Source organism: Verrucomicrobiota bacterium (assembly GCA_016871675.1).
GTDB lineage: Bacteria > Verrucomicrobiota > Verrucomicrobiia > Limisphaerales > VHCN01 > VHCN01.
The window spans coordinates 1-10732 of the sequence record VHCN01000086.1 but is presented as its reverse complement, the minus strand read 5'-3'; the positions used below and the strand labels follow the sequence as shown (position 1 = coordinate 10732).

General features: G+C 65.6%; 7 protein-coding genes. 2 read left to right on the top strand and 5 right to left on the bottom strand.

The genetic code is table 11. The annotated features are described in order from the left end of the window. The 5 genes from FJ386_13825 to FJ386_13805 all read right to left on the bottom strand — a co-directional run. Window positions 1-270: hypothetical protein (locus FJ386_13825; GenBank protein ID MBM3877771.1), on the bottom strand; the 270-nt coding region annotated here is incomplete at its 3' end. A 276-nt stretch (window positions 271-546) separates the two neighbouring features. Beyond that, a complete protein-coding gene (locus tag FJ386_13820) occupies window positions 547-2547 on the bottom strand; it encodes a hypothetical protein (protein ID MBM3877770.1) in 2001 nt (666 codons plus the stop codon). 68 nt (window positions 2548-2615) lie between these two features. After that, window positions 2616-5051 carry a DUF1549 domain-containing protein gene (locus FJ386_13815; protein MBM3877769.1) on the bottom strand — a complete coding sequence of 812 codons (2436 nt, stop codon included), beginning with the start codon at window positions 5049-5051 and terminating at the stop codon, window positions 2616-2618. Window positions 5052-5059: 8 nt separating this feature from the next. Further along, the gene (locus tag FJ386_13810; GenBank protein ID MBM3877768.1) at window positions 5060-7444 is read right to left on the bottom strand and encodes a peptidase; all 2385 of its coding nucleotides are present in this window, start codon (window positions 7442-7444) and stop codon (window positions 5060-5062) included. Window positions 7445-7550: 106 nt separating this feature from the next. After that, window positions 7551-8807: a DUF1501 domain-containing protein gene (locus tag FJ386_13805; protein ID MBM3877767.1), complete on the bottom strand. Its 1257-nt coding sequence runs from the start codon at window positions 8805-8807 to the stop codon at window positions 7551-7553. A gap of 213 nt (window positions 8808-9020) precedes the next feature. On the opposite strand from FJ386_13805, the gene FJ386_13800 reads away from it, so the two are divergent. Both FJ386_13800 and FJ386_13795 read left to right on the top strand, forming a co-directional pair. Beyond that, window positions 9021-9998 (top strand): hypothetical protein, encoded by a 978-nt coding sequence (locus tag FJ386_13800; GenBank protein ID MBM3877766.1) that lies wholly within the window; start codon window positions 9021-9023, stop codon window positions 9996-9998. A 40-nt stretch (window positions 9999-10038) separates the two neighbouring features. Then, a partial coding sequence (locus FJ386_13795) for a hypothetical protein (protein MBM3877765.1) occupies window positions 10039-10732 on the top strand: 694 nt, incomplete at its 3' end.

Genomic DNA, 10732 nt, shown 5'->3' with positions numbered 1-10732 from the left:
CTGCGGCGCGGCGGCATACTTCGACGCGATGCGCTCGACGCGAATCGCATCGCGCCGCTCGGTGGCGCGCGGTTGCTGGGCGAGGGCGGTGCCGGAGAGCGCCAGGCAAAGTAACGCCGGGACGAGCGTGCCGCCCGCGCGCATGGTGCGGTCGGCGCCGCGGAAGTTGCCCGGCTGTTGCGGTTGCTTCCGGTCCTGCGCCTGCAGGCTGGCGGGGGCGAGCGCGGCGCAAAGGGCGCCGGCGGGCGTAAGTGAGGTGAGTGTCTTCATGGCGGGCGTGATTGGTTCACTTTGCCGGTCTGCGTCGAAGGTAACAAGGACTGACGCATGAACAACGGCGCGAGGACGAGCCGGCGCGTTCACGTGACGAATGACGCCCCGGGCGGGGCGAAACGCAGTCATCGCGGGTAGCATTTCGCCGCATCGGTGAAGCCGGGGATCTCTGCTGCGGTCCGGCGCGGGAACACTTCGACCTTGAGCCGGCGCTTCAATCGCACCGTGGAAACGAAACGCACATCGGTCAGCGACAAGGAGGACTAGGCGCGTTCAAATGCCGGCGGTCTTGACCGGACCGGCGGGGGCGGGGCCTTTCAGCTTTTGATACTCGGCCTGGAGTTTCTTGAACTTGGTTTCCTCGGCGGGCAACAGCTTGGCGAGTTTGTCGGCGGTGGATTTCGACGTGGAGGCCTTCTCATTCGCCAGTTTGATCTGGTCGTTGAGCCGCTTCACTTTCGCGGCGAGCGCGTCCTTCTCTTCCTTCGTCTTGGTTTTTTCCTTCTTCGCGGCCGTGAGTTCGTCGGAGAGTTTCTTGGCGGAAGCCTTCGCGGCGTCGGCTTCGGCGAGGAGGCGCTCGCGCTCGTCCTTCTTCGACGTGAAGCTCTCGCGGGCCTTGTAAACTTGGACGAAGAACTGCCCGAGCTTGAGCCGCTCGACGCCCGCTTTCGCGGCGGCGGCATCCCTCGGCGCCTTTTCTGCGGTGGCCTTCGCCTCGGTGACTTTCTTCACCGCATCCTCGACGGCTTTCCCAGCGGCCTTGGACTCCTGGAGCTTTTTCGCCTCGGCCTCGGCGGCGGCCAAGAGCCCGGGAGCCTTTGCGGCGGCCTGATCGAGTTCGTCGGCGCGCTTCTGCGCAAGCGCGAGCTGGTCGGCGATGGTCGGCGGGTTGAGGTCGAGGAGACCGATTCGCTGACCATTGGTCGCGTCGCAAACGGACGCGCGGCCGGTCCAGTCCACGAGGACGAACCGCCCGCCGTCGTGAGTGAGCGCGACGCGCACGGGCAAGTCGTTGGTGCTGGTGACGGCGGTGGTGCGGTTGCCGCCGGCATCCCACACGGCCGCCTGGTTGTCTCGCCCACAAGTGACGAGCTTGCCTGAACGTGAAAGTTTTGCGCCGAGGACGCCGCCGGTGTGCGTTGTGGAGTTCCGCGCTTGCTGGCCTTCGAGCATGGTCCACGTGCGGACGGAGCCGTCCTCGCTCGCGCTCATGAGGACTTCGCCGTTGCGCCACATGAGCGAGGTGATCTGGCCGCGATGGCCGGCGAGCACGTGGACTTCCTCGCCCGTCTCGGCTTCCCACACCACGACGCCACCGCCGCGGTCTCCCGTGGCGAGATACGTGTTGTCGGGGCTGAACTCGGCGGCCGTGACCCAGTCGGTGTGCTTCTTCATCTTGAAGAGCTGCTCGCCGGTCTTGGTGGAGAAAATCTTCACGAGCTTGCTCGGCCCGCCGAGGGCGATCCACTGCTGGTTGGGCGAGAGGTCCGCAGCAAGCGCGACGTCGGGTTCCTCGCCGACTTTCAGGATTTGGTCACCGGTGGTGACATCCCAGACGACGGCGAAGCCGGACTTGCTCCCCCGGCCGCCGCCGGCGACGAGGAGCTTGCCGTTGCGGCTGAACTTGAGGTCGGCGGCGTGGCCTTCGGGGAAGGGGAAGACGCCGGCGAGTTCGAGCGAGTCTGTGTTGTAGAGCAGAATCTGGCGCTGCCCGCCGACGGCGATGAGCGGCGACCACGGACTGGCGGCCAGCGCTGTCGCGACGCTCGCGCGCTCGGTGCGGACAAGCGGTTCGAGCAGCACGTCGCCGGGCATCGGCGGCGGGCCGTCGAGCTTGTCGGAGGAACCCACGGCGGCGGTGAGGTCCACCTTGGGCCGGTTCATCGCGATGACCTTGGAGCCCGAGTTTTCAAGCAGGCCACCCGCGACCCACGCCTTGATGAGCGCGATTTCCTTGTCGGGCAGCTTGGACTTCGGCGGCATCTCCGGTTCTTCGGCGTGCAGGATGACCTTGACGAGCTTGGAGCCGTCGGCATCGCCGCTCTTGAGGACCACGCCGGAACTGCCGCCCTTCATCGCCGCGCTGAAGCTCGAGAGGTCAAGGTCGGCCTTGGCCTTCTCGGGGTTGTGGCACTTGAGGCAGTTGTTGCGGAAGACGGGGAGGACGTGGTCCTCGTAGGTGACCTTGGCGGGTTGCTGCGCGACGGCCGAAACCGCGAGCGCGGCGGCGATGGAGCCGAGGGCGGAGGCAAGAATGAGCGGACGTGATTTCATCAAATGCGCGGTCGGTTGCTGGTGAAGCCACGCCCCGACGCTGCGTCGGGGGCGCGGCGTGGAACGGCTCAGTGATTGAAGATGAACTCCTTCGAGTTCAGCACGGACCAGAAAATGTCGTTGAGGATGTCGGATGTTTCCTGGTCGTTCTTGGCGTCCTTCACAAAGGCGACGAGCTTGGTCTTTTCCTCGCTGGTCGGCGGGCGCGAGAAGCACCGGAAATACATCTCGTCGATGACGTCGGCCGGTGCACGGCCATCGCGCAGCAGCGAGCGCACGAACCCGCCGCTGGCGACCTTGGTGTTCACGGTGTCACCGTTGAGAAGGTGGAGCGCCTGCGAGAGGTTCGGCTCCATCTTGACCTCACACGAGCAGACGGTGCCGCGGTCGGCGCGGCCGAAGGTGGTGAGGAAGAACGTGGTGGTGCGGCCGTCCACGATTTCGACCGCGCGCGCGCCGAGCGGCAACCCCCGGAACTTGTCCTTGGCGACGGTGACTTGATTGATGCAATCGAGCAGGACCTCGGCGCGCAGCCGGCGGATGGAGCCCTTGGCGAAGTTGCGCGTGTCGCTCGCGTTGGTCTCATTGGACTTGGGCGAGAGCTGGTAGGCGCGCGAGGTGCAGATGTCGCGGACGAGCTTGCGGAAGTTGTAGTTGGACTTCGTGAACTCGGTGGCGAGCGCGTCGAGCAACTCCGGGTTGGACGGCGGGTTGCTGATGCGCACGTCGTCCACGGGCTCCACGATGCCCTGTCCGAAGAAGTGCGCCCAGACGATGTTGGCGAGGTTGCGCGCGAAGAAGGGATTCTCGGGCGAGGCGAGCCACTTGCCGACGATTTCGCGCCGGTCGGCGCCGCGGGCGATCTCCGGCTGCGCGCCGCCGAGGAACTTGGGCGGCATGTCCTTGTTGCCGACGGGGTGGCGGACGCCGCCGCTGCCGGAGTTGAAGACGATCGTCTCGCGCTGGTCCTCGCCGGTCTTGCGGCCGACCTGCGAGAAGAACGCGGCGAAGCTGTAGTAGTCGTCCATCTTCCACTTGTCGAACGGGTGGTTGTGGCACTGGGCGCACTGGATGCGCATGCCCATGAACACCTGCGCGACGTTCTCGGTCATCTTGAGCACGTCGGTCTCGACCTTGTAGAAGTTCGCCGCGGGATTCGAGAAGGTGCCGCCCTTGGACGTGAGGAGGTCCTGCACGAGCTCGCTCATCGGCACGTTCTTGGCGAACTGCTCCTGCAGCCACGTGTAGTAGTGCAGCGCCGACTTGTATTGGAAGCGGTTGTTGTCCGTGCGCACCTGGAGCAGCTCGGCGAACTTCATCACCCAGATGTCGTTGAACTCGTCGCGCGCCAGGAGCGTGTCCACGAGCTTCTCGCGCTTCTTTGCGTCGCTGTCGGCGACGAACTTGCGCGTGTCCTCAGCCGACGGCAGCAGGCCGGTGATGTCGAGATACACGCGGCGGATGAAGGTCGCGTCGTCGCACAGTTCGCTCGGGGTGATGCGAATCTTGCGCAGCTTGTTGTGGACGTGGCGGTCGATGTAGTTGTTCTCGGCGACGGCCGGAAACTCGGCCTTCGCGTCCTTCGGGATGACGAGAATTTGCGAGCCGACGGTGAAGCCGGCGTAGCGCGCCATGACGAACGCCTCGCCCCGGCTGCCCGCCGTGATGCGACCGGAGCCGTCCACCTTGGCGGCGACGTCGTTGCTTGTGAGGTAGTCGGAGGTCGCGGTGACGTCGCGCGAGGTGCCATCGGAATACACGGCGCGGACGTTGAGCCGCTGCGTGTTGCCCGCGCCCTCGATCACGGCCTGCTTCGGGTTGATGTCCACGTCCACGACGGTCGCGACGGTCGCGGCGTCCTTCGGCGCGCCGGCTTTGAGCCAGCGAATGAGCGTGTGATAGAGCTCGCTGTCGGCCTTGAAGCGTTCGCCGCCGGTGTGCGGCACCCGCCCGAGCGCCTTCTCGACGAGCAGGCTGTCATCGGGCAGCGCGAGGTTGATGCGGCGGCCGGGAAACTCGCGGGTGATGCGATGATAATCTCCCGCAGGGTCGTAGCCGAAGAGCGACAGGAAGAACCCGTCCTTGCCGCGCGCCGCGCCGTGGCAGCCGCCGACGTTGCAGCCGGCCTTCGTGAACACGGGCATGACGTCGAGCGTGAAGCTGATGGGACGTTCCTCGGCGGCCTTCTCGACCTTCACGGGCACGGTGAGCGACTTGCCGCCGAACTTGATCACGAGCTCCGTCTTGCCGTCGGCGAGCGGAGTCATGACCCCTTTGTCGAACTTCACGAGCGTCTTGTCGCCGAAGGTGTATGTGGCTTTCTCGGTGACATCCTGCGTTGTGGTGTCGGAGAACGTCGCCTGCACGGCAAGCGCCTGGCGCGCCTGCTTGGTGGAGAGGGTGACCTCGGCGGGCCAGACTTTCACGTCGAGCAAGTCGGGCGCCTTCGCGGCGAGCGCGGCAAGCGGGGCGCAGAGGAACAGAATGGCGGGAAGCATCTTCATGGTCGTGGTCAGTTGTTGTTGGACTTCTTCTTCGGCCGGCCCGGGGGGGTGCTGGCCGCGGGCGGCGGGGCCGCGGCGACGAGCGTGCGCAGCGCGTCAATGCGAAGCTGGCCGTTGGCGGCGATGGTCTGGACGACCTGCTCGGCGCCCTGCTTGATGACCGCGGTGGCCATGAGCGTGCGGGCGACGCCTTTCTGCGCGTTGGTCGCGGTGTTCACGTTGAACACGATCTCCTTGGAGTCTTTTGTGATCATCACCGGACTCGCGGTCGCGCCGGTGGGCAGGCCGTTGACGGTGACTTCGGCGGAGCCTTCGAAGGGGCGCTTCTGGTCGAGCCTGCACGTGACCTTGACGGAACCACCGACGGTGACGTTGGTGATGTCGAACCGGCCGGTCACATACGGCTCGGCGATTTCGAGATCGGCCAGTTGCGTGGAAACGTAGGCGGTGCCGCCGTCCACGGTGGACTGGCCGAGCACGGCAATCTTCCAATTGCGAAGCGTCGCTCCGCCGCCGGCGTTAAGTGTGTAGTTCGCGGTGGTCTGGCCCTTGGCGATGGTGACGTCGGGCTGCGAGCCGGTGCCGGGCGGGTTATAGAGCATGCGGAGCGTGATGGGCTCGTCCCAGCCGGCTTTGCGCTCGGCGATGACCTGGATCTCCTTGCTGCCGGATTGCGGGAGTGCCTGCTTCGGTTGCTCGATCCGGAGTTTGAACGGCAATTCGTCCACGACGGAGACGGCGACCTTGTCCGCGTGGGTCGCGTAATAGACGCCGTCATTGCCGTTCTGCACGAGGTCGAAGTTCTGCCAGAACCCGCCCTTCACTTCCTTGAAGTCCTTCGCGTCCTTTGGCGGGATGATGCGGCCGTTGATGTTCGCGAGCCTGCCTGCGATGGGCGCGTTGGCGTCCGCCTCGAAGACGATGGGCACGATGGTCTGGCCGGCGGGCATCGTGTCGGCGAAGAACTTGAGGCCCGCCGGGAAATTGTCGGGCGCGAACTCGAGGTCGCCGCCGACATTCACGCGGCGGACGTTGATGAGCGAGGCGAAGCGGTTGCCGCGCGCGACGACGATGGATTTGCGCGTCTGCGTGTCGTAGCGGGCGGTGTCGGCGATGAAAAGCTGAACGGCGGAAGTCACGGGCGTGACTTCGACGCGATAAGTGTAATCTGGGCCGCCGTTGCCGAGGTGGTCGGTGACCTTGATGAGGAAGTAGTCGTCGCGCGGGACGTTGAAGCGCGTGTAGCTGTCGGAGCCGCCGGAGTCGTCGTTGCTCGCGAGCGCGTTGCCGTTGGTGTCGGTGATGGACAGGGTCGAGTCGAGGGGCGAGCGGATGCGGCGCGCATAGACGTTCACGTCGTAGGTCTGCCCGCGCTTCGCCTTGAAGCGGAACCAGTCCACGTCCCCTGTCTTCTCGATGATGCCGTTGAAGGCGAGCGGGAGTTCGAGTTCGGTCGATGTCGCGGTCTTGGCGTCTTCGTTGGGCTCGGCTTCGAGGACGTTGGGGAAATCCGAGACGCGAATCGGGTTGGCGGACGGCGCGGTCAGGCCATCCTTCTCGGCGAACACGCCCTGCCGGAAGGGCGACGGCTCGGGAAGCTGCACCGTCTTCCGGATGTCGCCGGCGGCGTCGCCGATGAAACGCACGTCGAGCGATTGTCCCGCGGGACCGCCCGGCGGAAACACCGCGGTCGGGCGCGGGAAATGGCCGATGTGGACGCGATACGGATTGCCGCCGCCCCCGTAGGAACTCTCGCGGACTTCGATGAGATACTCGCCGTCCGCGGGAGCGACGATGGTCACGAACGCGTCCTGCACGAAGAGCGCGGTGTCGTCGGACTTGGCGAGTTGCCTGCCGTTGCGGTCGTGGATGGCCAGGTAGGAGTCGAACATCGTGCGGCCGAGCCGCATGCCTTCGACCTCGGCGGAGATGCGCTGGCCCTTCTTCGCATCGAGCACGTAGTAATCGACGTCCTCATTGTTCATCGAGCCTTCGACGGTGCAGTTGGCCGGGATTTTCTGCGCCTTGTCCTGCGTGGTGTTGGGCTCCATCTCCTCGACGATGGGATACGCGCTGATGAGGAAGGTGCGGAGCTCCGAGACGCCGGACTTGGTGCGGATGCGGAGCTTCTGCTCGCCGAGCGGACAGTCGGGCGCAACCTTGAACCGGACGCGGACGGAGTTGTTCGTGATCTGCTCGAACTTCACGAACTGCACGCCGGCGTTGTAGAGGAGGATCTCCTGGGTGTCCTCGAGGCGCGCTCCGCTGAGGGTGAGTTCGCCCTCGGTGCCGCGCTGGAGGCCGGTCGGTCGGGTGTTGCTGAATTGCGGCTGGACGGCTCCGGCGGTGAAGCCCGCGAGCACGAGCGAGGCGATGAGGGTCAGTTGCTTCATAATCAAAAAAGGGCGGGGCAACGCCCGTCACGAGCATCGCCCCGCATTCCGTGGTTCACTCAGGAACCAAACCTTGTTCGCGGTGACTCCCGATTCAGCATCGGGATCAGGCGAGGATGTCCTTCTCCACGTGGACGTCGCCCGTGACGATGGCCTGCGGACGGCCACCCGGCGCCTTGAGGCGCTTCTCGGGGTCGATGCCCATCAGGCTGAAGACCGTGGACGCGTAATTCGCGACGGTAAACGGCGAATGGTCGGGCTCGGCGCCGGTCGCATCGGACGCGCCGTGGACGTAACCGCGTTTCACGCCGCCGCCGGCGAAGACCACGCTAAACACCTTGGGCCAGTGGTCGCGGCCTGCGGTGCCGTTGATCTTCGGGGTGCGGCCGAACTCGGACGTGATCATGACGAGCGTCGAGTCGAGCATGCCGCGCTGGTCGAGGTCCTTCACGAGCATCGCAAACGCCTGGTCGAACGGGGGCATCTGGTTGTTGTTCGCGTTGCGGATGTTGTCGTGGTGATCCCAGCCGCCGTAGGTGAGCGAAACAAATCGCACGCCCGCCTCGACGAGGCGGCGCGCGAGGATCATGCGCTGGCCGGCGGCGTTGCGGCCGTATTGGTCGCGGAGTTCGGCCTTCTCGGCCTCGATGTCGAACGCGGCACGGGCCTTCTCCGAGGAGATCATGCTGTAGGCGCGCTGATAGAAGGAATCCATGCCGTCGAGCACGTCGGCCTTCTCGACTTTCGAGAAGTGCGCGTCGACCACTTCGCGCATTGACCGGCGCTGTTCGAAGCGCTTCGCATCAATGCCGCCGGGCAGCGTGAGGTCGCGGACGCGGAAGCCGCCGCTTTCGGGGCTCGCTCCGAGGCTGAACGCGCCGTAAGCGGATCCGAGGTAGCCCGTGCCACCGTAACCGGAGACACTGGGAATCGCGACGTAAGCCGGGAGGTTGTTTCGCGGCCCGAGTTCGTGGGAAACGATGGCGCCAATGCTCGGATACTCGAGCGCGGGCGACGGGCGGTTGCCGGTCATCATGTTGTGCGTGCCGCGCTCGTGGGCGGCCTCGCCGTGGGTCATGGAGCGGACGACCGTGATCTTGTCGGCGATCTCGGCGGAGCGCTTCATGTTCTCCGAAAAGTAAACGCCGTCGAGCTTGGTCTTCACGACGCCCATCGGCCCGCGATACTCGATCGGGGCGAGGTGCTTCGGGTCCCACGACTCCTGGTGCGCGGAGCCGCCGGGGAGATAAATGTTGATGACCGACTTGGCCTTGCCCTCCTTGGCTCCGGGGCCGTTCTCCGCCTGGAGGCGCAGGACGTCGCCGGCGGTCAGGCCGAGCGCTCCAAGGAAGCCAACCTGCATGAAATCGCGGCGGCTCGGATGCCACGGATGTTCAGGAGAATTGCACCAGCCGAAGTTCTTTGAGTTGCTCATGTTGGTTGTAAAAGTTCGGTGTAATTGACTTTGGGAGGATACGATTATTCAGGCCCGTTTCAAGAATTTGCTTCGAACCGGTTCGCCGCGCTTTTGGTATGGCGAAGGCAATCGGAAGGCGATACGTTGCGCCCACGCTGAATGAATCACACCGCCTTTAATGGCAGCGCCGGGTTTGCGATGGCTGTCATGGTTCTTGCCGTGGTTGGGGCGCTGGATTCCAAGGCGCAGACGCAGCCGGCGAACAAGCGCGCCGTGTTCCCGCGGCAGGAGTTGCAGTCGATCCCTCTGCCGGGCCGGCCCGTCGCCACGCCCTACGTGCCGAAGGGCATGGTCAACACCTCGGCAAACCCGGTGAACCCCGCCACGACGCTCGCGCCGGCGACCCAGCCGCGCGGCACACTGCCGTCCCCGCCCGTGCGCAAGACCGACCCGGCCCTCGCGCGGCCGTTCAACATGGACGCCGCCACAGCGCAAGTGCTCGGCAACGTCAAGCCATTCACCGCGCGCGCGGAGATGGACTTGGTGGTCGGTCCGCCAAATGCCCGCGACACGAACACGGTCCCGCTCATCGTCGCGTTTCTTGACGGGCGGTTCCGCACCGACATGGATCTGAACGAAGTGCGAGCCGCGGCGATTCCGGCGCCGACCTTCACGAGCCTCATCGCCGTCGGGATCAGCCAGGTGGTGAGCGTGGTCCGGCCGGATCGTGGCGTGATGCACCTGATGTATCCGGAGCTGAAAGGCTTTACGGACTTCCCGCTTACTCGCGAAGAGGCGGCGCGCAGCCTGCCGATCTCGCGCACCGACGCCGGGCGCGGCATGGCCGTCGGCCAGCCGTGCGTCATTCAGAAGATCGTCCTGGCTGGCGACGCTTCGAGCCGCCACGAGGCTACGATCTGGCTGTCGGAGACGCGCCGCGGCTTCCCGGTCCAAATCCAATGGCACGAGCCGAACGCCGAGGTCGTGTTCCGATTCATCGACATCAACGACATCACGCCCGACATCGCCGTCTTCGAGCCGCCGCTGTCCTACGCGAAGTATCCCGACCAGCCGATGCTCTTGCAGAATGCGCTCCAGCGAAAAAACTCCGAGGCCCGGACCCGACAGCGGCCGTGATTCGGCGGCGAGTTTCGTTCCCGAACCCACCCACCCGCCCATGAAAACCAACGCACGACCTTCGCGGGTTCAAGCGCTTCGCCGGCTCGTGGCCTCGGCGTGCATCGTGCTCGCGCTTCCGGCCATGGCCCAGGGCAATCTTGCCCACCGCGGCGACAAGGCCAAGCCTGTCACGCGTGAGGCCGTGATGGGCCAGGTTCCATTCCTCGCCGCCGCGTTCTCGCAGATTTTCAGCGACACGCGCGCATTCGTGGCCGCGGCGGAACTTCAACTCCCGGCGCCCGACGGCGAGACGCCCACGGCGATCCCGTTCGTGGTGACGATGCTCGACGGCAAGATGCGGTTCGACCTGCAGCTGAGCCCGTCCAACCGCGCCGGCATGCTTCCCGAGGAAATGGACAGCCTGCGCAACCTCGGCCTCGACCGCATGACCCTCCAGATGCAGCAGGGCAAGGACGTGGTGCTCTCGTTGCCGAGTCTCAAGACCTACGTCACCCTCCCCATGCCCAAGGACGCCGCGCTCAACCAGCAGGCGCAGCTCAAGACCGGCCAGCTTCAGCGCCAGCCCGCGGGCTCCGAAGTCGTGGACGGCCGCGCGTGCAACAAATTCCTCGTCACGCTCGCCGGCGACGCCGCGCGCAAGGAACAGGCGACCGTGTGGGAAGCGCGCGACCTCGCCAATCTCCCCGTGAAGCTGCGCGTGAAGACCGGCGACGGCAGCACTTACGGGCTGC